This window comes from Streptomyces sp. NPDC060205, from assembly GCF_042728395.1.
Taxonomy (GTDB): Bacteria; Actinomycetota; Actinomycetes; order Streptomycetales; family Streptomycetaceae; genus Streptomyces.
In genome coordinates, this window is record NZ_JBHWZP010000009.1 from 37,387 (window position 1) to 58,959 (window position 21,573).

The 21,573-nt window shown below is 70.3% G+C and carries 27 protein-coding genes and 1 tRNA gene; 16 read left to right on the forward strand and 12 right to left on the reverse strand.

Annotated elements, in window-relative coordinates; translation table 11 throughout:
• Positions 1–846, reverse strand: a complete 846-nt coding sequence (locus tag ACFWGJ_RS02900; RefSeq protein ID WP_387320472.1) for a sigma factor-like helix-turn-helix DNA-binding protein — start codon at positions 844–846, stop codon at positions 1–3.
• 576 nt (positions 847–1,422) lie between these two features.
• On the opposite strand from ACFWGJ_RS02900, the gene ACFWGJ_RS02905 reads away from it, so the two are divergent.
• The 14 genes from ACFWGJ_RS02905 to ACFWGJ_RS02970 all read left to right on the forward strand — a co-directional run bounded on the left by ACFWGJ_RS02905 (position 1,423) and on the right by ACFWGJ_RS02970 (position 11,715).
• Positions 1,423–1,689 (forward strand): DUF6284 family protein, encoded by a 267-nt coding sequence (locus tag ACFWGJ_RS02905; RefSeq protein ID WP_381834520.1) that lies wholly within the window; start codon positions 1,423–1,425, stop codon positions 1,687–1,689.
• Complete coding sequence (locus ACFWGJ_RS02910) at positions 1,686–2,129, forward strand: Pycsar system effector family protein (RefSeq protein WP_381834522.1); 444 nt, start codon at positions 1,686–1,688, stop codon at positions 2,127–2,129. The genes ACFWGJ_RS02905 and ACFWGJ_RS02910 overlap by 4 nt, the downstream gene beginning before the upstream one ends.
• A complete protein-coding gene (locus ACFWGJ_RS02915) occupies positions 2,126–2,425 on the forward strand; it encodes a hypothetical protein (RefSeq protein WP_387320475.1) in 300 nt (99 codons plus the stop codon). Before ACFWGJ_RS02910 ends, ACFWGJ_RS02915 begins: the two co-directional genes overlap by 4 nt.
• Positions 2,422–3,312, forward strand: coding sequence for a DUF2637 domain-containing protein (locus ACFWGJ_RS02920; RefSeq protein WP_387320477.1), 891 nt, complete (start codon positions 2,422–2,424; stop codon positions 3,310–3,312). Before ACFWGJ_RS02915 ends, ACFWGJ_RS02920 begins: the two co-directional genes overlap by 4 nt.
• Positions 3,309–3,701 (forward strand): RRQRL motif-containing zinc-binding protein, encoded by a 393-nt coding sequence (locus ACFWGJ_RS02925; protein ID WP_387320479.1) that lies wholly within the window; start codon positions 3,309–3,311, stop codon positions 3,699–3,701. The genes ACFWGJ_RS02920 and ACFWGJ_RS02925 overlap by 4 nt, the downstream gene beginning before the upstream one ends.
• Positions 3,701–4,018: a hypothetical protein gene (locus ACFWGJ_RS02930; RefSeq protein WP_387320482.1), complete on the forward strand. Its 318-nt coding sequence runs from the start codon at positions 3,701–3,703 to the stop codon at positions 4,016–4,018. The genes ACFWGJ_RS02925 and ACFWGJ_RS02930 overlap by 1 nt, the downstream gene beginning before the upstream one ends.
• A 113-nt stretch (positions 4,019–4,131) precedes the next feature.
• A complete protein-coding gene (locus ACFWGJ_RS02935) occupies positions 4,132–6,249 on the forward strand; it encodes an FtsK/SpoIIIE domain-containing protein (protein ID WP_387320484.1) in 2,118 nt (705 codons plus the stop codon).
• A gap of 204 nt (positions 6,250–6,453) precedes the next feature.
• Positions 6,454–6,912 (forward strand): hypothetical protein, encoded by a 459-nt coding sequence (locus ACFWGJ_RS02940; RefSeq protein WP_387320486.1) that lies wholly within the window; start codon positions 6,454–6,456, stop codon positions 6,910–6,912.
• A gap of 85 nt (positions 6,913–6,997) precedes the next feature.
• Positions 6,998–7,726, forward strand: coding sequence for a DNA methylase (locus ACFWGJ_RS02945; protein WP_387320488.1), 729 nt, complete (start codon positions 6,998–7,000; stop codon positions 7,724–7,726).
• The gene (locus tag ACFWGJ_RS02950) at positions 7,723–8,619 is read left to right on the forward strand and encodes a bifunctional DNA primase/polymerase (RefSeq protein WP_381833008.1); all 897 of its coding nucleotides are present in this window, start codon (positions 7,723–7,725) and stop codon (positions 8,617–8,619) included. Before ACFWGJ_RS02945 ends, ACFWGJ_RS02950 begins: the two co-directional genes overlap by 4 nt.
• Entirely contained in the window at positions 8,616–8,834 is a 219-nt protein-coding gene (locus tag ACFWGJ_RS02955) for a hypothetical protein (protein WP_381833011.1), read from the forward strand. The genes ACFWGJ_RS02950 and ACFWGJ_RS02955 overlap by 4 nt, the downstream gene beginning before the upstream one ends.
• The gene (locus tag ACFWGJ_RS02960) at positions 8,831–9,976 is read left to right on the forward strand and encodes a DUF3631 domain-containing protein (RefSeq protein ID WP_387320490.1); all 1,146 of its coding nucleotides are present in this window, start codon (positions 8,831–8,833) and stop codon (positions 9,974–9,976) included. Before ACFWGJ_RS02955 ends, ACFWGJ_RS02960 begins: the two co-directional genes overlap by 4 nt.
• Before the next feature lie 170 nt (positions 9,977–10,146).
• Positions 10,147–10,380, forward strand: a complete 234-nt coding sequence (locus ACFWGJ_RS02965) for a helix-turn-helix domain-containing protein (RefSeq protein ID WP_387320492.1) — start codon at positions 10,147–10,149, stop codon at positions 10,378–10,380.
• A gap of 78 nt (positions 10,381–10,458) precedes the next feature.
• Complete coding sequence (locus tag ACFWGJ_RS02970) at positions 10,459–11,715, forward strand: tyrosine-type recombinase/integrase (protein WP_387320494.1); 1,257 nt, start codon at positions 10,459–10,461, stop codon at positions 11,713–11,715.
• 447 nt (positions 11,716–12,162) lie between these two features.
• Here the strand turns inward: ACFWGJ_RS02970 and ACFWGJ_RS02975 are convergent, their stop codons facing one another.
• From ACFWGJ_RS02975 to ACFWGJ_RS02995, 5 genes are all read right to left on the reverse strand, one after another.
• Entirely contained in the window at positions 12,163–12,393 is a 231-nt protein-coding gene (locus tag ACFWGJ_RS02975) for a hypothetical protein (protein WP_387320496.1), read from the reverse strand.
• Between the two features lie 183 nt (positions 12,394–12,576).
• Positions 12,577–12,661: transfer RNA gene (locus ACFWGJ_RS02980), tRNA-Ser, on the reverse strand.
• 43 nt (positions 12,662–12,704) lie between these two features.
• Positions 12,705–13,136: a tRNA adenosine(34) deaminase TadA gene (tadA, locus tag ACFWGJ_RS02985; protein WP_387320497.1), complete on the reverse strand. Its 432-nt coding sequence runs from the start codon at positions 13,134–13,136 to the stop codon at positions 12,705–12,707.
• Between the two features lie 143 nt (positions 13,137–13,279).
• A complete protein-coding gene (locus ACFWGJ_RS02990) occupies positions 13,280–13,831 on the reverse strand; it encodes a hypothetical protein (protein WP_387320499.1) in 552 nt (183 codons plus the stop codon).
• Between the two features lie 1,190 nt (positions 13,832–15,021).
• Positions 15,022–15,204 (reverse strand): hypothetical protein, encoded by a 183-nt coding sequence (locus tag ACFWGJ_RS02995; protein ID WP_107020608.1) that lies wholly within the window; start codon positions 15,202–15,204, stop codon positions 15,022–15,024.
• A gap of 151 nt (positions 15,205–15,355) precedes the next feature.
• On the opposite strand from ACFWGJ_RS02995, the gene upp reads away from it, so the two are divergent.
• Positions 15,356–15,991, forward strand: coding sequence for a uracil phosphoribosyltransferase (gene upp / locus ACFWGJ_RS03000; RefSeq protein WP_314416236.1), 636 nt, complete (start codon positions 15,356–15,358; stop codon positions 15,989–15,991).
• A gap of 71 nt (positions 15,992–16,062) precedes the next feature.
• Here the strand turns inward: upp and ACFWGJ_RS03005 are convergent, their stop codons facing one another.
• Both ACFWGJ_RS03005 and ACFWGJ_RS03010 read right to left on the reverse strand, forming a co-directional pair.
• Positions 16,063–16,701, reverse strand: coding sequence for a LytR C-terminal domain-containing protein (locus ACFWGJ_RS03005; RefSeq protein WP_381833096.1), 639 nt, complete (start codon positions 16,699–16,701; stop codon positions 16,063–16,065).
• A 133-nt stretch (positions 16,702–16,834) separates the two neighbouring features.
• A complete protein-coding gene (locus tag ACFWGJ_RS03010) occupies positions 16,835–17,131 on the reverse strand; it encodes a type II toxin-antitoxin system VapB family antitoxin (RefSeq protein WP_003999914.1) in 297 nt (98 codons plus the stop codon).
• Positions 17,132–17,409: 278 nt separating this feature from the next.
• On the opposite strand from ACFWGJ_RS03010, the gene ACFWGJ_RS03015 reads away from it, so the two are divergent.
• The gene (locus ACFWGJ_RS03015; RefSeq protein ID WP_387320525.1) at positions 17,410–19,041 is read left to right on the forward strand and encodes a helicase HerA-like domain-containing protein; all 1,632 of its coding nucleotides are present in this window, start codon (positions 17,410–17,412) and stop codon (positions 19,039–19,041) included.
• A gap of 100 nt (positions 19,042–19,141) precedes the next feature.
• Here the strand turns inward: ACFWGJ_RS03015 and ACFWGJ_RS03020 are convergent, their stop codons facing one another.
• The 4 genes from ACFWGJ_RS03020 to ACFWGJ_RS03035 all read right to left on the reverse strand — a co-directional run bounded on the left by ACFWGJ_RS03020 (position 19,142) and on the right by ACFWGJ_RS03035 (position 21,554).
• Positions 19,142–19,360 (reverse strand): hypothetical protein, encoded by a 219-nt coding sequence (locus ACFWGJ_RS03020; RefSeq protein WP_387320501.1) that lies wholly within the window; start codon positions 19,358–19,360, stop codon positions 19,142–19,144.
• 59 nt (positions 19,361–19,419) lie between these two features.
• Positions 19,420–19,734, reverse strand: coding sequence for a hypothetical protein (locus tag ACFWGJ_RS03025; RefSeq protein WP_387320503.1), 315 nt, complete (start codon positions 19,732–19,734; stop codon positions 19,420–19,422).
• Between the two features lie 294 nt (positions 19,735–20,028).
• Positions 20,029–20,700: an HdeD family acid-resistance protein gene (locus ACFWGJ_RS03030; RefSeq protein WP_387320506.1), complete on the reverse strand. Its 672-nt coding sequence runs from the start codon at positions 20,698–20,700 to the stop codon at positions 20,029–20,031.
• Between the two features lie 110 nt (positions 20,701–20,810).
• A complete protein-coding gene (locus ACFWGJ_RS03035) occupies positions 20,811–21,554 on the reverse strand; it encodes an HhH-GPD-type base excision DNA repair protein (protein ID WP_387320508.1) in 744 nt (247 codons plus the stop codon).
• Between the last annotated feature and the right edge of the window lie 19 nt (positions 21,555–21,573).

Sequence of the window (21,573 nt, forward strand, 5' to 3'; positions counted from 1 at the left end):
TCAGCCTTCGTGTCGGTACAGCGGAGTGACGCGTCGACTCTCCAGCACTTCGAGCGTCGTCGGGTCGTAACGGCACGAAATCAGAGTGGAGAAGCGGCGCGTGCGGACCTCTCTGTAAAGCTCTGCCAGGTTGTTCTCCAGGTAGTGAACGACGCCGTTCGCTCCAATGGAGTGGATACCGGCGATGTAGAGGAACGTCCCCTTTCCGTCCAGGCGGGGGAGGCGTCCCAGGTAACCGACGTCGCCGGCCGATCCGTCCTCATCCTGTGGGGACCGGAACTCTTTCCCGGCCACCTGGTCGACCAGGTGCCACGCGTGATCCTTGGCAAACCGAAGGTTGTCGTCCCCTTCGAGCACCTGCGCCACGATCGGGGACAGGCGGGGGCCGCAGACAACGACGTGGTTGTCCCGGTTGAGGTTGACGATTCCACTCGGTGGGATCACCTCGTACTGAGCGTCCAGTTTCATGCCGCCCAGCAGCTTGCGAAGGTGTTCGAAGTTGTTGAGGTCTTCCCGCGTGACCACCTCACTGGGGTTCTGGTCGGGCGCCTTCCCTGCTTCGTACTTGCCCCCTAGCGAGACCGTCACCAGGTCCGTGCCGAAGAAGGCGCGCTCGGGTGGGGGCCCGGATGACGCGAGCTGACCGACGCGCCCGCGGCTGACTCCGAGTCGCTTCGCAATCTCGGCTTGGGTCATGCCCGACGCCTGCGCCTCTTCGATCGCTTCCCGGCGGATGCGGGACAGCTCGTTCACGTGGCTCTGATACCGCGCCATCAGGTCGATTGCGGCTTTGGCGCGGTCTACGGGGTCCGCGATCCCAGGGACCTGCTCCATGTCGTAGTGCACGACTCTCCGATCATCGCCTAGGGGGGATAGCAAACTCTACCGCGAGAGGGGGTTGCGCGCAGCCTTCGGTTTGCCTACCGTACCTATCAAGCGAGACGGCAACCCCCCCTAGGCAATGCAAGGGTGTGGCTGTTTTGGCTGCTTGACCTGCAAGAACGCTTAGGGCGGGGACGCTGCAATCCCGCTAAAGGCCAGGTGGAACAGGGTTTCGGCCCGTACTGGCGAGGTGGCCCGGCGACCGCGAGCAACGGCCGGCGTGTGGGGACGTGGTCCCCCTTGCAGTGCTGGTTCTTGTTCCTTCGATCTTCGGGAGTTCTCGTGCGTCAACGAATGCTTTGGGCGTCGCCGTGATGGACCGGCCGACGGCGCCTGTACAGCCCACCGGTCCGTACTCGGCTCGCAGCGCCTCAATGCTGCGGCCGGTTGCCTCTCCCGCCCGTCCGGGTCCGCTTGCTGCGGTGGCCGTACGGGTGGGAGTGCGGGGAGCCGGTAGCGACTTCAACGGCAAGTGGTCCCCGGGGGGCAACCCGGGGACCGCGTTCGGGCCGTTCCACCTTGCGAGAGGAACCACGACCCATGGTGTTCATCGGTGCTGTTCAGGCGGTTGTTACCGCCGACGTTTTCGACCGTGAGCCGACGGCTGCGGAGCTGGACGCGATCGAGCAGGAGATGCCCGTCATCGTGGCGGACATCGACCTGCTCGACGCGCAGATCATCACCCTGGACCGGACGCCGACCGAGCTGGACGCGCGGCGTATCCGCCGGGCCCACCGCAAAGTGCTGACCGCTCGCCGCGTGCTCGCCAACACCGCCGCGACGCGGGCCCCGGGGGTGTCCGCATGAGCACCCCGCAGAGCATCGCCGCCGCGCATGCGGAGGTGAAGGCGGAAATCGCGCGGACCGACACCAAGACCGGTCTGCTGCTGGCGTTCGTCGGCGCGGTCCTCGCCGGATCATGGACGGTTGCCAAGGACGTGCCCCTGACCGTCCCCGCATACGTCGCGGGTGGTCTCGGCATGGGGCTGCTGGTCGTGGCGGCGGGTCTGTTGCTGCGGTCGGTCCGGCCGAACCTGCGGGGCCGCCACGGTTTTCCGCTGTGGGCCACGCTCACCGCCGAGCAGATCACCGCCACCCTGTCCGAGGATCGGGCGGCGGACATCGCGGGGCTTTCCCGTCTCGCGGTCGTCAAGTTCACCGGCCTGCGTCGCGCGGTCGACCTCACGTGCGCCGGCGGGGCGCTGCTGATTCTGGCCGCGCTGCTTGCCCTCGGGGGTGCGGCATGAGTGCCGACTTCTCCTCGCCCCGGGGTGTTGCCCTGGTGCTGATCGTGGCGGGTGCGCTGGTCATGGTGGCCGCCACCGTGGCCCTGCTCGTGACGCACGAACCGCTTGTGCGGTTCGTGGTCGCCGCGGGCGGGGCCGTCCAGATCCTCGGATGGCTCCTGCATCTCCGCCCTCGCCCCCGGCCGACGGTCGTGTGGGAGATCGGGCCGGACGACGGCGATGCGGACGAGTGGATGGGTGAACGGTTCATCTGGGAGCCGGGCGACCGTGACGAGCACGGGAGGACCGGGCGATGAACCGCAAGGGAAAGATCCTGCTGGTGGCCGCGCTGGTCGCGGTCGTCGCCATGGCATTCCGTGTCTCCTGGAATGCGTTGCGGGACATCGCGAGCGCAGTCGGCGCGGACGAGACGGCAGCGACGCTGTACCCGTTCGTGGTCGACGGCCTGATGGCCCTCGCCCTGATCGCGACCCTCGTGCTCACCGACGACGCGCGCAAGTTCGCGCTGCGGGTGCTGGGCACCTACACCCTCGCCTCCCTCGTCCTCAACTACGTACACGGCCTGGTGCCCGCACTGCACGCGGACGGCGTCGCGGTCGACTGGACCCGCCTCGCCGACTGGGACCCGGCGAACTGGGCGCTCGTCCTGCTCGCCACCTCGCTTCCGGTCGGCTCGATCTACTTCGGATCCGACCTGGTCGCCAAGGTCCTCCACCACCGACCCACCCCGATTCCCGCCCTGGATGCGAATGCGGAGGAATCCACCGAGACCGAGATGATTCGGTCTACGGCTGACCTCGCAGAATCGACCCCCGCACCGATCACCGTGGCGCCGCTTCGGATGCCCGACCCGGTCATGGTCGAGTTCGTGAAGTCGACCGTCCCGCTCAAGCCGATCCCGGCGGTGGCTCCGGCTCCGGTCGCCTCGATCGCCCCGCGCCCGGTACCGGCTGAGTCGACCCGCCCGCGTCGGGCGACCGGCCGACTCCCGCAGGCCGCCCGATCGACCCGACCGAAGCGCACCGCGGCCGAACTGCTCGCTGAGGCGCGGAAGGCGACGGCGGGTTGGCCGGACGGAAAGGTGACGGCTGAGGGCATTCGCCGGGAGGTCCACACCTCCCCGGTCAACGCCCGGATGCTGCGCGACACCCTGCTTGCCGAACGCGTCACCCCGGCTCCGTGAGCGGCGGGTCGTTCGGCAAGTGCTTCGACCCGAACGGCGCCCGCCACGGGATACCGACCTTCCCGTGGCGCTGCGCCCCCGACGGCTACGCCACCTTCCGCCAACTGAGGTTGCGCGGTTTGCGCCCCGGCGGGCAGCCGGTTGCGGCGCAGGTGCTCAGGCCTCGCTTTCGGCGGGGGCCGCTGGTCGCCTACCTCTATCGCGTCGACTGCGCCAAGCCGGTCCGGCCGATGACGGCGGCGCGGTGGGCGGCTCTGGCCAAGGCCAACGCGGCTCGCCGCACCTGCCCCGCCTGTCGGCGTGATGCCGGATACGTGATCCCGCTCTCGCTCGGCATGTGTGTGCCGTGCGCCTACCCCGACCCGCCCGCACCGGAAGGGACCACCTGATGGGCAACTCCGAACTGCGCCGTCTGGAACGCGAGATCGAGAAGACCAGCAAGAAGCTGGAAGCGGTCCAGCGGGGTGAGTGGTGGCCGCTGAACAGCCGCGAGCGCCGCGCCATCGCCGGGGCCCTGGTCGGCGGCTCGTATCAGGTCGCCCGTGGCCGGAGTGCTGGCCGTGCGGACCAGCGGTTGGAGACGGCCGGCACGGCTGCACAGATGCGGCTGACGGCGGAGTTGACCGCGTTGCACGGGGAGCGTCAGCGCCTGATCACCGAGGCCGCCCGCGCCAAGGCCAAGAAGAAGGCTTCCGGCTGGTTCTGACCAGCCACACCACCTCATCCGCCGGGGTGTCCGGGACTTTCCACGGACACGGACACCCCGGCTCTCCCTCGAACTTCCGCCCCCTGAGAGGGGCAGTCAGGAGCAGTCCCAGCATGTCTGAGAACGTCGTGCACCTCCACAAGCACACCGACCCGCCCGCCGACGACACGGCGCCTACCGTGCTCACCGTGGTCCCCGACCCGGCGCCCGCGCCGCTCGTGCCGTTGTGGGTGCGCTCCGGCCGCGCCGTGAGGACCGCCGCCACGCACGAGAAGACCAAGACCGCCGCCCGCGCGGTGGCCCGGCACAGCCTCTACACCGTCAATGGGGGTCGGATCGTGGCCCGTCGGACGTGGGACGGGAAGACCGGGGCGCGGTACGAGCGGATGATCCGGGCGGCGGAGGTCGCCGGGAACCTGGAGGTCGCGGAGGAGTGGGAGGAGCGGTTGCAGCGCTTCCGCGCTGCCCGCCACCACCGCCGCATGGACCTCCTGCACTCGCCCGTGGAGGCCGCCAAGGGCGTTGCCGTGGGTACCGGGATGGGGATCGGCGCGCTGGTCGCGCTCGGGGTCGTGATGGCGATCAACAACGGTGACATCGCCGATGTCATCACCCCGCTCGCGGCCACCATCGAGTTCATTGCCACGGTGATCCGGATCGTGCAGATCGTGTGGGGTCCGGCGCTCACGATCGGGCCGTTCGTGGCGTTGCTCGCGCTGTGGGCGGTCGGCAGCAAGCAGCAAGCGGCCCCGGCATGGTCGATGCCTGACCACGTCCGATCGGGCGAGGGCGAACCCATTACTCCCTCGATCGTCGTCAAGGCCCTGCGGGACCTCGGGGTGCCCGCGCTGCGCAACGCCATCAAGGAGATGGGCGACGCGGGCGCGAGCATGTTGGGGCCGATCCGGATCGCCGGATGCGGCGTGGAAGTCGACGTGACCTTGCCGTCGGGGGTGGCGACGAACGAGGTGCAGGCCAAGCGCCGCAAGTTGGCGGAGAACCTGACCCGGCACGAGCACGAGGTGTTCATCACCATCCCGCAGGCTGCGCGCACGGTGCGGCTGTGGGTGGCCGATTCCGGGGCGCTCGACGAGCCGATCGGGCCGTCTCCGCTGGTCACGGACGAGACGATGACCGCCGACTACGGCAAGGGCCGCGCCCCCTGGGGTCAGGACCTGCGCGGGGATGCGGCAGCGCTGAGCCTCTACCAGCGCCACCTGCTCATCACGGGTCTGTCGAACCAGGGCAAGACCGTTGCGCTGCGCTCGCTGGCCCTGTGGCTATCGCTGGACCGCTCCGTGCAGTTCCTCATGGGCGACCTCAAGGGCGTGGGCGACTGGGCCATGTTCGACGGCCTCGCCACCACCCTCATCCAGGGTCCGACGGATGAGCACGTGATCCAGGTGACCGAGATGGTGGAAGGTGCGGTGGAGGAGATGAACCGCCGCATCCAGGCTCCGCCCGGCACCACCTTCCCCGCGCTGATCGTGCTGGTGGATGAGGCGCAGGTGGCGTTCATGTGCCCGGCCAAGGACGAAGACCGGCGCCCTTACGGCGGGTCCAAGGCCAACTCTCGGTACTTCATGGCCGTGCGCAAGATCCACAACCAGGGCCGTGCAGTGAACGTGCTGATGTGGCAGGGCACCCAGGACCCCACCAACGAGAACCTGCCCAAGCTGGTCCGCGAGGGTGCCCACACCCGCGCTTCCCTCGCGCTCGGCACTGAGCAGCAGGCCCGTATGGCGCTGGGGGACAAGGCCGTGGACGGCGGGGCGGCGCCGAACCTGCTGCGCCCGGGCCTGGACCGGGGAACCCTGGTCGTCGCCTCCGACGGCATCACCATCCCGGCCGGCCAGGCGTCCATCACGGTGCGCACGCACTACATCGACGACGACGCGGCCACCGCCATCACCGACCGGGCCAAGGCCCTGCGTGACGGCGTCAACACCCTGCACGCCATCGACCGCGACCAGGACCGTGACCCGCTCGCGGACATCGCATCCGTGATCGGCACAGCGGAGCGGGTCCGCACGAAGGACGTTGTCGCCCGGCTCGGCACCCTCAACGCGGACGCCTACGGCGGCTGGTCGTTCATCGACCTCAAGCGCGTTCTCGACGGCACCGGAGCCGAGCCCTACAAGTCCGACGGGGTCATGGTCGTGGGCCGTGACCGGCTCACCCGCGCGCTCGCCAACCGCGACGGCGAGGGTTCCGCTTCCGTCGCTGAGTGACAGGGAGTTGATCTGTGGCGGGTCAGGGAGGCAGGGAGAACTCCCTGACGTCCTCCCTGACCCGCCTCCCTCCACCTGACCTGCACAAATGATCGTTCAGGGAGGCAGGGAGGCACCCCAGGTCAACCCCTGGAAACCCCCTCCACAGCGCACCCCCAAGGGGGTGCCCAAGCCTCCCTGACCCACCGCCGGAAGGGATTCCGCATGTACCCCGAACACTCCGGTCACCGGCCCGTCGAACGGGCCGTGACCATCCACCAGCCCACCCCCCTCACCCACCCGCCGGCCGGTCCGCTCGTACCCGCCCAGCCGGGCACCGTTCCGACCGTGGCGAGCATCGTCCTGCCCGACGGGCGGGTCGTCACCGGCTACGCGATCAGCGCCATGCAGCCCGAAACCCTCGCCGTGAAACCGGCCGTGTCCCGGACGGCGGTGAACGTCGCGCTCGGAGGGGTCGGGTTCCTCGCGGTGTGCGGCGGGCTGCTGCTCCTCACGTCGTTCATCGCCGCGTTGACCGCGTTCATCACGCAACTGATCACCCTCGCGGCTGTGATCTTCGGCGGCTGGATCGCCGTACAGATTTTCAGCACGAGCGGCCACAGCGGCGGCAACACCTTCCACATCCGCAAAGCCGTGATCAAGCGCAACCACTTCCACGGCTAGCTACGCCAAGAGCGGCCCCCGTCTCGGCAAAGTCCGGGGCCGCTCTTGTCTCCAGTCCTCAACAGACCTGTGGAGGTCTCCCAGCATGACGCAACCCACCGACATCCGGCGAGGGCGCGGCGAACGGCCGCGTGTGCTGGACGTGTTCTCGTGCGCCGGCGGGGCCGGTACCGGCTACCACCGGGCCGGTTTCGCCGTGGACGGCGTCGACATCGCCGACCGCTCGAACTACCCGTTCCCCTACCACCGGGGCGATGCCCTCGCCTACCTCGCCCACCTGATCGCCACGGGTGAGATCCGCCGGTACGCGTTCGTCCACGCCTCCCCGCCCTGCCAGGACCAGTGCACGTTGACCGTGGGCACCAACCGGTCCCAGGGATGGGGCGGCACCCATGTGGACCTGGTCGCACCGACCCGGGCCCTGCTCGACCGAACCGGCCTGCCCTACATCATCGAGCAGCCGAACGGCCGCGCGAAGATCCGTAAGGATCTGACCCTGTGCGGGGAGATGTTCGGGCTCGGGGTGATCCGGCATCGCAACTTCGAGTTGGGCGGTTGGACGATCGACCGGCCGGCGCACGTCGCCCACCGGGGACGGGTGCGCGGGTGGCGGCACGGCGAATACTTCGACGGCCCGTATGTGGCCGCGTACGGCAACGGCGGGGGCAAACCGTCCGTGCCGGAGCTACAGGCCGCAATGGGCATCGCCTGGACCGATGTCCGCGAGGAACTGACCGAGGCCATCCCGCCCGCCTACGGCGAGTTCATCGGCCGCGCCTTCCTTACCCGCACCGCGCTGGGGGTGGCGGCGTGAGCGCACATCTGTTGAACGCGGCCCTGTCAGCCGCCGAGCGCGGTTGGCACGTCTTCCCGCTCCGGCCCGGCACCAAGCGCCCCGCCCTGCACGGACAGGCCGCCTGCCCCGGCACCGGCCCGTGTGCGGGCGGGCACCGCAAGTGGGAACAGCGCGCGACCACGGACGCGGACCGCATCCGCGCGACGTGGGCGCGCGGTGCGTTCAACGTCGGTATCGCCACCGGTCCGTCCGGGCTGGTGGTCGTCGACCTGGACATGCCCAAGGGCAACAGCAGTGCGGGCACGCCTGACGGCGTGGCGACCTTTGAGGCGCTCTGCGAGCGCACCGGTCATACCGTCCCCGACACCTACCGGATCCGGACCGCGAGCGGCGGGACGCATCTGTACTTCGCCGCGCCGGCAGACGTGCGGCTGGTCAACACGGCGGGCACCCTCGCCCCGTTGGTCGACACCCGCGCATGGGGCGGCTACGTCGTCGCTGCGGGCAGCATCACCCCCACCGGACCGTACGAAGCGCTGAGCGGCTCTGTGGCGGCCCCTCTGCCCCTGTGGCTGCAAAGCATCCTGCGACCGGCCCCCAAGGTGTCTCAGGCGCCCTCAGTGGCCGTAGCGGGGCAATCGCGTCGATATGCGAATGTAGCGCTTGCCGCTGAGGCGAGCAACGTCCGTGCGGCCCAACTCGGCGCACGCGAGGCCGCGTTGTTCCGTGCCGCGCGCGCCCTGGGACGGTTCGTCGCGTGGGGCGACCTCCCCCGGCACGTGGTGGAGGACGCTCTTCAGGAGGCGGGAGAGGCGACCGGACTCACCGCTGCCGAGTGCCGCTCGACCCTGCGCAGCGCCCTCAACTGGTCCGTTGCCCACAACCAGCAGCGCAGGGGGAACGCGGCATGAGCACCCCGCCCCGCCCCCTCTTGAAGAGCATCACCACCACCCCGACCGACCCGGTAGGCGCTCCACAGCCTGTGGACGCACCGGCCGTGGGCGCCCCGAAGGGCGTCGCCGAAGGCGTCCCCCGCGCACGGGTGCTGGCCCTGATCACCGACCACGAAGCGCACCGCGACCTCTGCCCGCTCCGCACCCCCCAGGAAGAGAGGGCCGCCGCATGAGCGACACCATCGACGGCGCGACGCTGCTCAACGAGGTGGAAGCCTTCCACCGCCGGTTCAACGTCTTCCCGCACGAGGCCGCCTACGTCGCGGTCGCGCTGTGGGACGCGCACGCACACCTGCTCGACTGCTTCGACTCCACCCCGCGGCTCGCGTTCCTGTCCCCGGAACCGGGGTCGGGGAAGTCACGGGCGCTGGAAGTGGTGGAAACCCTCGTTCCGCAGCCGATGACGGCCGTGAACGCGTCCGCCGCCGCACTGTTCCGCTCCGTGTCCAACCCCAACGGGCGGCCCACGATCCTGTTCGACGAGATCGACACGATCTTTGGGCCCAAGGCAGGCGACAACGAAGAGTTGCGCGGGTTCCTGAACGCAGGCCACCGGCGGACCGGGGTCACCTACCGGTGCATCGGCGACGGCGGCAACCAGACCGTTCAGGCGTTCCCCTCGTACTGCGGTGTCGCGGTCGCCGGACTCGGCAACCTCCCCGACACGATCATGACCCGCTCCATCATCATCCGCATGCGACGGCGTGCCCGCAACGAACGCGTCGAAGCCTTCCGGGCCCGCCTCCACGAGGCGGAGGGAAACGCCCTGCGCGACCGGCTAGCCCAGTGGGCCGAACACGCCCGCGGGTTCGTCATGGGCGCCTGGCCGGAGATGCCCGACGGCGTCTCCGACCGGCCGGCGGACGTGTGGGAACCCCTGCTCGCCATCGCCGACGCCATCGGCGGACAGTGGCCCGAGCGGGCACGCGCAGCCTGCGTGACACTCGTAACCGCCTCACGCGCCAACGACAAAGGCAGCCTCGGTGTCCGACTGCTGACCGACCTGCGCGACCACGTCATGGTCGGCATCGACCGCCTACCCACCGTCGCCATCCTCGACCGGCTCAACGCCCTCGACGATGCCCCGTGGGCGGACCTGCACGGCAAACCGCTCGACAACCGGCGCCTGTCCAAGATGCTCGCGGAGTACATGACGGCCGACAACGAGCCCATCGCCTCCCGCAACATCAAGACCGCCGGGAGCGTCCTCAAGGGCTACTCCGCCGCCGATCTGTGGGACGCGTGGGCCCGCTACTGCCCCCCACCCCCGGAAAGTCCGCTACCTCCGCTACCCGGCATGGAAAACACAGTCTGACCAGCGATAACGCGGTAGCGGCAACCACCCCCGGTTGCCGCTACCCATCCGCTACCGCTACCCCTTCCCGCTACCTCCAACAGGCCCCTGAACTGCAAGGTAGCGGCGGTAGCGGAAGTAGCGCCCCTCAGAGGGACCCCCCGAAGGACAGTCCTAGAGGAGACCTTTCGATGAGCATCGCCGCTGTGGACATCGCACCGCTCGCTGAGGTCGGCGACCCGGCCCCGGTTCTCCTGACCGTCGAAGAGGCCGCCCGCTGCCTCCGCGTCGGTCGCACCACCTGCTTCGCGCTCATCCGCACGGGAGAGCTGGAGTCCCTGACCATCGGCGGACTCCGGCGCGTCCCCGCCGACGCTCCGGCCGCTTACCTCGCACGCCGCCGCGCTGAGCAGCGCGCTGCCTGATCGCCTCACACCGGGACGCCACCTCGCCACGAGGTGGCGTCCCGGGCTGTTTCCACACCAACCCGAAGGAGTCCGCCCGTGGCGGAGGACAAGAAGCGCACCCGGCAGCCCAACGGCCGGTCGTCCATCTACCAGAGCAAAGACGGCAAGTGGCACGGCCGCGTCACCGTCGGCATCCGCGACGACGGCAAGCCCGACCGCCGCCACGTCGAACGCAAGACCCGCGCCGAAGTGACGTCCGCCGTGCGGGAGCTGGAGAAGCAGCGCGACAGCGGAGCCATGCGCAAGGCGGGCCGGGCCTGGACCGTGGAGGCGTGGCTGACGCACTGGGTCGACACCATCGCGCCGCTCGCGGTCAACGAAAACACGATGGTCGGATACGGCGTTGCCGTGCGGAAGCACTTGATCCCGGCGCTTGGGGCCCATCGTCTCGACAAGCTCGGTCCCGAGCACATCGAGCGCTTCTACGGACGAATGCAGGCGGACGGCCGTCGCGCTGGCACGATTCACCAGATCCATCGCACCTTCCGTACCTCGCTCAATGAGGCGGTCCGGCGTGGCCACCTCGCGAGGAACCCTGTGCAGCTCGCCAAGGCACCGCGCCTGCGGGAAGAGGAGGTAGAGCCGTACACCGTCGAAGAGGTGCAGAGCCTCTTGCGTGCGGCTGACAACCGCCGGAACTCCGCCCGGTGGGCCGTGGCGCTCTCTCTCGGACTCAGGCAGGGGGAAGCGCTCGGACTCAAATGGGCCGACGTGGACCTGACGCGGGGCGCACTGATGGTCCGTCGGAGCCGCCGCCGACCGCGCTACGCCCACGGATGCGGCGACACCTGCGGAAGGAAAGCCGGGTACTGCCCCCAGAGGCAGCGAACCAATCCGGAGACGGCCGATACGAAGTCTCGCGCGGGTCGGCGGGCAGTCGGACTGCCCGCACAGCTTGTGGACCTGTTGTGGACGCACCGGACCAAACAAGAGGCCGAACGCGCGGCGGCCGGAGACGACTGGACGGATGAGGGCTGGCTCTTCGCGACGCGGACCGGTCGGGGCACATCACCCCGTACGGACTACGACGACTGGAAGGAACTCCTCGACGACGCGAAGGTACGGGACGGTCGTCTGCATGACGCTCGTCACACCGCCGCCACGGTGCTGTTGATCCTGGGAGTCTCCGAGCGAGCCGTCATGGGGCTCATGGGTTGGTCCACCACGGCCATGGCCGCGCGGTATCAGCACATGGTGGATTCCGTGCGAAACGATGTTGCTCGACAGGTCGACGGGCTGATCTGGGACCCCAAGTCGGTTCGCGCTGACGACGATTCGCACCCGACGGAATGAGCTGTTCACGCATCTGCCTGCCGAGGCAGATAGACGCGTGAGTCGTTTTACGCGACTGCCCGTTTCCACAGGTTAGGTCCGGGAGTCGTTTCGCGGACGTATCGATGGAAGGGCGTCCCGGCATGCAAGTTTTGTGACTCTTCCTCCCTCGCAAGGGAGGAAGGGCCGCTACGCTGACGGTGCAAACCTCGTGTCACCTGCATTGCATATCCCTGGAGAGCAACCAGGGACCACCCGAATGAAGGAGCACCCGCTGTGGATCGGCTTCGGTTCGCCACCACGCTAGTACTTCACGTCACTCCGGTCCCGCTCTCCCTGAAGACGGAGGCCGCAGCACCGTTCGATGCTGCGGCCTCCGGTACGTCGGACTAGGACGTACCGCCCTGCCGAGAGGCAGGGAGGCTGCTTACGCAGCCCTATGTGGGAGGGCCTGAACTGAGGTCGTGATCACTCACCGCTGTTCATCCAGTCGCGCCAGGTGCGCCACAGGTTGAGCGCGAATGAGCCCGCGGCCCAGTTCGGGCCCTTTTTCGTCTCCTCTGCCAACTCGGTCTCCCGACTCGGCTTGGGAACGGGGTGTTCGTAACGCTTGCCTTCCAAGACCACCTCCAGATCAATGCCCGTTAAGTAGGGCGTGAGACGTGATCTGAGGGGCAGGTTGGCATGGCCCACGGCCACCCAGCGAAAGCCTATGGGCTGATAGATCGGGAGTGGCCCAGAATCCGATATTCGGTAGACGCGCTCTCTGTGATCACGGCGCCGGGACGCTCCGACGGGCACGAGAGGTGCCTAATGAGACGGAAACTGAGACGGAGCAGCACGAAGGGCCCGGTCCATCGGACCGGGCCCCTCATCTACCTGCGGTAGCGGAGGGATTTGAACCCTCGGTGACTTGCGCCACACTCGCTTTCGAGGCGAGCTCCTTCGGCCGCTCGGACACGCTACCGAGAGAGATCCTAGCCCAAGATGGGCCGTGCTCGGAAATCGGTTCAGCGGTCCCTGAAGAACTCCGTGAGCAGCCGGGCGCACTCCTCGTCGAGCACGCCGGCGATCACTTCTGGGCGGTGGTTGAGCCGGCGGTCGCGTACGACGTCCCAGAGGGAGCCGGCCGCGCCCGCCTTCTCGTCCCGGGCGCCGTAGACGACCCGGTCCACACGGGACTGGACGAGCGCGCCGGCGCACATCGTGCAGGGTTCGAGGGTGACGACGAGCGTGCAGCCGGTGAGCCGCCACTCCCCGGTCCTCGCGGCGGCCCGGCGGATCGCCAGCACCTCGGCGTGGGCGGTCGGGTCACCGGCCGCCTCACGCTCGTTGTGCCCGGTGGCGAGCACCGTCGTGCCGTCCGGGGCCAGCACCACGGCGCCGACGGGTACGTCCTTGCCGCGGCCCGCGAGCCCGGCCTGTTCCAGGGCGAGCCGCATCGCGGGCCGCCAGCGGTCACGTACAGGGTCTTGTACGGAATCTCGTACAGGGTCATGTACGGGGTCATGTACGGGAACGGGTACGGGACCGTCGGTGGGGTCCTGTCCGGCGGGGTCCTGTTCCTCCTGCGTGTTCGACGGAGTCAGCGGACGGTCTCCAGGACCTCTGCCGCCCCGAGGACCTCGGCGATCTCACCGAGTGCGTCGGTGCTGTCCAGGGCCAGCAACTCCTTCTCGCTCACACCGAGATCGCTGAGGACCTCGCGGTCTCCGATGGGTCCGGACGGCACGGTCTCACCTTTGGAGGTGGTGCCGACGTCGTCCTCTTCGTCGTCGGTCTCGTCCTCGGGTTCACCGTCCTCCGTGCCGTCGAGGTCGAGGGAGTCCAGGTCGGCGACATCGTCGTCGCCGGGCTCCCGTCCGAGCAGTTCGTCCGTGAGCAGGATCTCGCCGTACGAACTGCGGGCGGCGGCCGCGCCGTCCGAGACGTAGATGCGAGGGTCCTCCTCGCCGTCCACGCGGACGACTCCGAACCACGCGTCCTCCTGCTCGATGAAGACGAGCACCGTGTCGTCGTCGACCGAGGCTTCGCGGGCCAGGTCGGCTAGATCCGACAGGGTCTCCACATCGTCGAGCTCTGTGTCGCTCGCTTCCCACCCGTCTTCGGTGCGCGCGAGCAGTGCGGCGAAGTACACCGTGACTCTCCCACTGGTCCTAGGCGTGCCGGTTGGGGGTCCCCCCGGCGGAGGTTGTGGGCGGGGGATACGTGCTCCGAGCCCCGCCCACTCGGAATCGTGGCAGAAACAGAGCGTTCAGGAGAGGTCTTCGGCTCGCTGTGTCCCGGTCGCGTTCCCACGCCCGGTCGCGCGACGCGTGCGTCACACCGCCGCATGGCCTCACCTGGGCGCCCGGCGCCCACCGACAGCGGGATCGTACGCTGCCGGCTCCCGGCTTCGTACGCGCCTGTCCGAGGGCTGCCCGGCGGGTCGCGCCGCGATGCCCCTACGGGCGGGTCGCCGGGCGGACGCGGGCGCTGCTCAGGCGCCCTCGGCCGGGCAGCCGGCCCTCTTCGACGTCTTCGACGAAGGTCCTCCGGCCCGCCCGCCGACGAGCCATCCGCCCGACCTGCGCCGCCTGCGGTCTGGCTTGCGCCGCCTGCGGTCTGGCCTGCGCCGCCTGCGGTCCTTGCGCAGCCTGTGGCCCGGCTTGCGCAGTCTGCGGTCTGGCCTGCGCCTCCTGTGGCGCGGCGGGCGGCGGGCGGCGGGCATCGGGCGGTTGGGCATCGGACGGCTGGGAGGCTCCCGGCTTGCATTCGCCGGTCGTGCGGGCGCTCGCCCGACCGCGGCCGGCGCGGTGTCCGGCAGCCGGCCCACGGCGGCGGGCCCTGCCGGCGCCCCGACCCGCGGTACCCGGGCCTGCGTATCTCGGCGAGTGGCGCTCCGGCCTGCGGTATCTCGGTCAGTCGCGCCCGGCCTGCGGTATCTCGGTCAGTGGCGCCAGGCCTGCGGTGCCCCGGCCAGTCGCGCCCGGCCTGCGGTGCCCCGGCCGATGGCGTCCGGCCTACGGTGCCTCGGTCAGTGGCGTCCGGCCTGCGGTATCTCGGCGAGTGGCGCTCCGGCCTGCGATACCTCAGCCAGTCGCGCCCGGCCTGCGGTGCCCCGGCCGATGGCGCCCGGCCTGCGGTACCCCGGCCAGTCGCGTCCGGCCTGCGGTATCTCGGCGAGTGGCGCTCCGGCCCGCGGTACCCCGGCCAGTCGCGCCCGGCCCGCGGTACCCCGGCCAGTGGCGCCCTGCCTGCGGTACCTCAGCCAGTCGCGCCCGCCCGCGGATCCCGGCCAGTCGCCCCCGCCCCGCCGCTGCCGCCCGCGGAGCCGCCCCGGCGGCGCTACCAGCGGAACGTGCGCATGCGCATGGCGTGCCGCAGGCGGGCCGTTTTCGCCCGGCGCGGCTGCACCCTGTCGCGCAGCTCGCGGGCCTCTGTGAGCTCACGCAGGAACTGGGCCCTGCGCCTGCGGCGCTGGGCGTCGCTCTCCAGGTCTTCCCGGTTCTGTCGCTCCGGGTCCGGCATCGGCAACACCCCCAGTCGGTCATTCCCACTTTCCCCCCGACGGGCGGTTTGATGCCAGCGGAGGTTTGCGCGGTGGCATCGGCGAACTGTTCCCGACCCAGGTGGCGACGGGCGACGGGCGCCCTGGACGGGCCCGGATACCCTGGTGGACATGCGTCTCCACGTCGTCGACCACCCCCTGGTCGCCCATAAGCTCACCACGCTGCGCGACCGCCGCACCGACTCCCCGACCTTCCGTCGGCTCGCCGACGAGCTGGTCACCCTGCTCGCCTACGAGGCCACGCGGGACGTGCGCACCGAACAGGTCGACATCGAGACCCCGGTGTCCGCCACCACGGGCGTCAAGCTGTCCTACCCGCGCCCCCTCGTCGTACCGATCCTGCGGGCCGGCCTTGGCATGCTCGACGGCATGGTGCGGCTGCTGCCGACCGCCGAGGTGGGTTTCCTCGGCATGATCCGCGACGAGGAGACGCTCCAGGCGTCCACGTACGCGACCCGGATGCCCGAGGACCTCTCCGGACGCCAGGTGTACGTCCTGGACCCGATGCTGGCCACCGGTGGCACCCTCGTCGCGGCGATCCAGGAGCTGATCAAGCGCGGCGCCGACGACGTGACGGCCGTGGTCCTGCTCGCCGCGCCCGAGGGCGTCGAGGTCATGGAGCGCGATCTCGCGGGCGCCCCGGTGACCGTCGTGACCGCGTCGGTCGACGAGCGCCTGAACGAGAACGGCTACATCGTCCCGGGCCTGGGCGACGCGGGCGACCGTATGTACGGCGCGGCCGAGTAGCGGGACCGACCGGACCGCCTGCCGCAGCGGTCCTCGTCGGTCCTCATCGGTCCTTGTTCAGCGGTTCTTCCTCAGCAGTCCTTCTTCGTCGAGGGCGCCGGTTCGGGCCTGGCCAATGCGGTCAGTGCCTTGTCGGCGTCCTCTTTCGCCGTCAGGGCCTTGTACCCCTTGCCGAGGATCAGGTCGACCTCCGTGGGCCTGGCCCGCGTGTCGGTCTTCTGCTCGGCACCGGCGAGCTGGGTCGCGAGGACGGGCAGGGCGCCGTCGGTGGCCGCCTTGGCGCCGAGCAGGATGCCGGGCCCGTCGACCTTCTTGTCGTACGCCTTGGTCGCGTTGCCCACCGCGCCGATCTTGAAGCCGCGCTTCTTCAGCACGTCCGCGGTGTCCTTGGCGAGGCCCTTGCGGGCCGTGGCGTTGAGGACGTTCACGGTGATCCGGCCGGGCTCGGGCAGGGCCTTGAACGGGCTCGCGGAGGGCGAGGGGGACGCCTTGCAGCCAGGTCCCGACCCCGCCGCGGACGCCTTGTCGCCGCCGCCCGTGAAGACGTCGATGAGCTGCAGGGTCCCCCAGCCGGCCAGTCCGAGCGCGGTGACGGAGGCGGCGACCGCGAGCACGATCCTGCGGCGCCCCCGGTTTCTGCGCATCCGTGGGTACTTGTCCCCCGTGATCCGGTACTGGCCGCCCATGCCAGGGGGAGTGAGCATGCTCATGGGCGCAGCGTAGTGCGCCGGAGCGACGATGCCTACTAGATGATCATTGACCGGGGTCCAGTCCAACCCAAAAGGGCCAACCCGGGCAGGCGTCACCCACCCAGGGGTGAACCGGGCCGGGTGCGGGAGGGGCTCAGTCCAGTTCGAGGACGCGGGCGTGCAGCACCTGGCGCTGCTGGAGCGCGGCGCGGACGGCGCGGTGCAGGCCGTCCTCCAGGTACAGGTCGCCCTGCCACTTCACGACGTGCGCGAAGAGGTCGCCGTAGAACGTGGAGTCCTCGGCGAGCAGCGTTTCCAGGTCGAGCTGGCCCTTGGTCGTCACCAGCTGATCGAGGCGGACCGGGCGCGGCGCGACATCCGCCCACTGCCGGGTGCTTTCCCGGCCGTGGTCGGGGTACGGCCGTCCGTTTCCGATGCGCTTGAAGATCACACGGAAAGCCTACCGGCCAAGAGCTTCCGGGCGCAGCCATGGCGCCGGAGTGCGACGCTGGAAATGACGTCGTAAATATGGGCAAACCGGTAATTCTCCCAGATCACCCGTTCATGATCCGTTAGGAAACGGCCCGAGAACGGTCTCGGGAAACCCGGGAACAGGGGCCTGAAATGACTGACAGTGAAGCGCGGCGGGCGGGGACGGCGGAGGCCACGGCATCCGGGTCCGTGACACCCGGGTCCGCGGCACCCGGGTCCGCCACCCCCGGGGTCGGCATGCCCGGCGCCGGAGCGGCGCCCGGCTCCGGCACGCCCGGCGCCGCCTCCTCCCTCCCTCCGGAAGCCCTGGAGATCGCCTCCGGGTACGCCTTTCCGGGCGCCGCGCTCGATCTGGGGGCTCTGCTCTGGGACGGGCGCTGTCTGCCGGACGCGCAGATCCGGATCCCGCTGGGGATGCTGAACCGGCACGGCCTGGTGGCCGGCGCCACCGGTACCGGCAAGACCAAGACCCTGCAGCTCATCGCCGAGCAGTTGTCGGCGCAGGGCGTGCCGGTCTTCCTCGCGGACGTGAAGGGTGACGTCTCCGGGATCTCGGCGCCCGGCGAGGAGAACGACAAGGTGCGGACGCGGGCCGCGGAGGTCCGCCAGGAGTGGACGCCGGCCGGTCACCCCTGCGAGTTCTACGCCCTCGGAGGCATGGGCCACGGCATCCCCGTACGCGCGACCGTCACGAGTTTCGGCCCGGTCCTGCTGTCCAAGGTGCTCCGGTTGAACCAGACGCAGGAGCAGTCGCTCGGCCTGATCTTCCACTACGCCGACCAGAAGGGGCTTGAGCTGGTCGACCTGAAGGACCTGCGGGCCGTGGTCACCTTCCTCACCTCCGACGAGGGAAAGTCCGAGCTGAAGGGCATCGGCGGGCTCTCCACGGCCACCGCCGGGGTGATCCTGCGCTCGCTGACCGCGTTCGAGGCGCAGGGGATGAGCCCGTTCTTCGGGGAGCCGGAGTTCGACACGAACGAACTGCTGACGGTGGCGGCGGACGGCCGGGGAACGGTCTCCGTGCTGGAGCTGCCCGCCGTGCAGGACAAACCGCAGCTCTTCTCGACGTTCCTGATGTGGCTCCTCGCCGATCTCTTCCACGACCTCCCCGAGGTCGGCGACCTCGACAAGCCGAAACTCGTCTTCTTCTTCGACGAGGCACATCTGCTCTTCAGCGACGCGTCCAGGGCCTTCCTGGAAGCCATCACGCAGACCGTCCGGCTGATTCGCTCGAAAGGGGTCGGCATCTTCTTCGTCACGCAGACCCCCAAGGACGTACCCGGGGACGTCCTCGCCCAGCTGGGCAACCGCGTCCAGCACGCGCTGCGCGCCTTCACCCCCGACGACCAGAAGGCGCTCAAGGCCACGGTGAAGACCTTCCCCGACTCCCCGTACGACCTGGAGGAGGTCCTCACCGCCCTCGGCACCGGGGAGGCAGTCGTCACCGTCCTCAGCGAGAAGGGCGCGCCGACGCCGGTCGCGGCGACGCGGCTGCGGGCCCCGCAGTCCCGGATGGGCCCGGTGGACCCGGCCGTCCTGGACCGGGCGGTCGAGCAGTCGCCGCTGCACGCGCGTTACGCCCTCGCGGTCGACCGTGAATCGGCGTACGAGAAGCTCCGGGCCGCGGAGGCGGGGTCGTCCGCGCAGACGGCGAAGCCGGTCGAGCCCGCGGATACGGCCCGGGAGGCGGGCGCGAAGCCGGCGAAGGGTGCGGGCGGGGGCCGTGACCGCAAGGCCGAGGAGGAGCCGTCCGTCGTCCAGCAGGTAGTCGGCAGCGGGGTCTTCAGGTCGCTGGCCCGCAGCCTGGGTACGCAGATCGGGCGCGAGATCACCCGATCGGTCTTCGGCACGGCCCGGCGCAGGCGGTAGCCGGAGTCCGTAACCAGAACCGCTGCTCTCGCCGGCGGCGAGGACGGGGGCGGGCCGGCCGTGGCCCGCCCCCGCGGTCGGTTCGGCCGACCCCGTCGACTCAGTCGCGCTCGCGATTCCGGAACGGGGTCTGAGCCGAAGCCGAAGCCGTGCCCGAGGCCGAACCCGACGACGGTGTCGTCTTCACCGTCGGGCCTGGGCTCGCGCTCGGGCTCGCGCTCGGCGTGGCCCGGCTGGTTTCAGGGGGCGTCTTCGGCGCGTTGCGGAGGGATTCGGCGCGCACCAGGGCGCGCAGGATCGCGTACGGGTCCATCGGCATGGAGAGAGTCCTCTCGTGCTGCTGGGGGAGGGAGAGCTGTCCGGTCGAGACCGGGCTCCTCAGCAGCGGAGGACCATGCAGCGCAGGGCGCGCGGGGCGGGGGCGTGGTGGAAGGCGCGGGCCCACGGACGGGGGCGCTCGGCCGCGGCGGCCGGGCGGTACGCGGACCGCCCCGCAGGCCGCTGGGCTACCTGGGGACGGTGGCCCTGACGGGCGGCCGACCGGAATGCGGTGTCCAGGATGTCGTGCGGGTGTTCGAGACCGGGCTCGCTGGAGACGGCGGCGGGCGGGGCCGTACGGATGCCGGTGTGCCCGCCCGCCGAACCGGCCGCGCACACCGCGCTCACCGCGCACAGCAGGGAGGCGAGCAGCACGAGGAGCCGCTGCCGGGCGGGCCGACGCGGAGGACGCGCGACGAGCCGACCAGGATTCCGATGCGGGCCCCGGTCAGGGCCCCGGTCAGGACGCCGGTCAGGACCCAGTTCGGGACTCCTGTCGGTACTCCGGTCGAGGCTCATGAGAGGTCATGTCCCCGGTCGGAGGGCCCGGTGCATCGGCCGCCCCCGCAGAACCGCCCGTTCGGCGTAGAGCTGTGGGCCGGGGCCGGGGCCGGGGCCGGTACCGGGACCCGGGTCGGCCCGGGCGCGTACGACGCCATCCCGTCCCGCTCAGAACGCGCGCGGTACGGCTCGGGCCCGCTTGCGCATCTGGACCGACGTGATGATCTCCGTGATGCCGAGGGCCAGCAGCCAGGCGCCGCCGACGACGGTGAGGACGGCCACCGATTCGAAGGGGGAGACGATCAGGACGACACCGGCGAGGAAGCTGAGGATCCCGAGGAGGATCTGCCAGCCCCGGGCGGGCACGGCCGGGTCGGACGCGGCGGCGAGCGTGTGCGTGACCCCGCGGAACAGCCAGCCGATGCCGATCCAGAGCCCGAGCAGCAGGATCGACTGCATCGCGCCGCGGAAGCAGAACAGGCCCAGCAGGATCGACAGCGCTCCGCTGATGAACGCCATCACCCGCAGGGAGGTCGTCGTGTGCGTCCCGAAGGCGGAGGCCAGCTGGAGCACACCGCTGAAGAGCAGATAGAGCCCGAAGAGCATGCCCGCCGCGAACAGCGTCGCCTTCGGCCACACCAGCATCATGATGCCGAGCGCCAGCGCGGCGATCCCGGCGGCCAGTACGGCCTGCCAGGCGGTGCGGGAGAGCAGGAAAAGGGGACCTTCGAGCCGGTCCGGTGCGTGGAGATCGCCGGCCCGGCGCGGGTCGCGGGCCGCATGGGCCCGCCTGTCGTCGTATTCAGGCCCCCAGGGGCCGCCACTCGGTACCTCGGCCATGCCTCATGCTCAGCCGGTACCGAGACCCCTGCCACTCGTGGCACCCGAACGACTGAACGCGGCGGTCCGTCCGCTCTCCCGCACGCACGCACGCACGCACGCACGGAACCTCACCCGTCGGAAGCCTTCGCCGTCCTCGCCGTCCTCGCCGTCTTCGCCGTCTTCGCCGTCTTCGCCGTCTTCGCCGTCTTGGTTGTCTTCGTGGTCTTCCCGGTCCCGGACCCGGTCCTCGCCGCCTTCGCGGTCGTCTCGGCCGCCGCCTTCGCCGCCGCCTTCATCTCCTGCTTGTGCGCCCGCACCTTCGTCAGCGACTCCGGGCCGGTGATGTCCGCGACCGAGCGGAAGGACCTGGCCTCGCCGTAGGGCCCCGCGGCCTCCCGCCAGCCCTTCGGACGTACGCCCAGCTGTTTGCCCAGCAGGGCGAGGAAGATCTGCGCCTTCTGGGTGCCGAAGCCGGGCAGCTCCTTGAGCCGCCGCAACAGCTCCGCCCCCGTCACCGCGCCGGCCCCCGTACCCGGGTCCGCGCCCTCCCAGACCTTCGCCGCGTCCCCGTCGTAGTGCTCCACGAGGTACTGGCACAGCTGCTGGATCCGCTTGGCCATCGAGCCCGGGTAGCGGTGCACGGCCGGTTTCGTGGACAGCAGGGCCGCGAAGGCCTCCGGCTCGTACGCCGCGATCTCGTGCGCGTCGAGATCGTCCCCGCCGAGCCGCCGCGCGATCGTGTACGGGCCCGCGAACGCCCATTCCATCGGGACCTGTTGGTCCAGCAGCATGCCGACGAGCGCGGCGAGCGGGCTGCGCCCGAGGAGTTCGTCGGCCTCGGGCTGCTGGGCGAGATGCAGGGTGACGTCCATGGTCCGATCATCCCGCGCG